This window comes from Pseudoalteromonas sp. bablab_jr011, assembly GCF_016464045.1.
Classification (GTDB): domain Bacteria; phylum Pseudomonadota; class Gammaproteobacteria; order Enterobacterales; family Alteromonadaceae; genus Pseudoalteromonas; species Pseudoalteromonas lipolytica.
Window position 1 is genome coordinate 1 of the sequence record NZ_JACDWU010000301.1, and the last position, 283, is coordinate 283.

The window sequence follows — 283 nt, forward strand, 5'->3', positions numbered from 1 at the left end:
CACATTTAACTCGACTACTTTGCACCCTAACTGCTCACAATAAACTTGTATGCACCTGTAAACATCTCTGCCTACTTTGTTCTTCAATATTCTGAACCTATACTTTGGTGTCCAGACTATATGATATTGACATCGCCAATAAACATGCGATGCTTTCTCGTATCTACTCATGTTTTTTCCTTATATGACTTCGCTAAAAATCAAGTAAGGAATTAACATGAGTATTTTTTCAGGCAAAGCCTAAATGATGATAACCACCTACTGAAGTAGGTGGTTTAGGGCC

At 37.1% G+C, this 283-nt stretch carries 1 protein-coding gene; it reads right to left on the reverse strand.

All coding sequences use genetic code 11. The features are described 5' to 3' along the window. Window positions 1-171: transposase (locus JIG41_RS18695; RefSeq protein ID WP_199525249.1), on the reverse strand; the 171-nt coding region annotated here is incomplete at its 3' end. Window positions 172-283 lie beyond the last annotated feature (112 nt).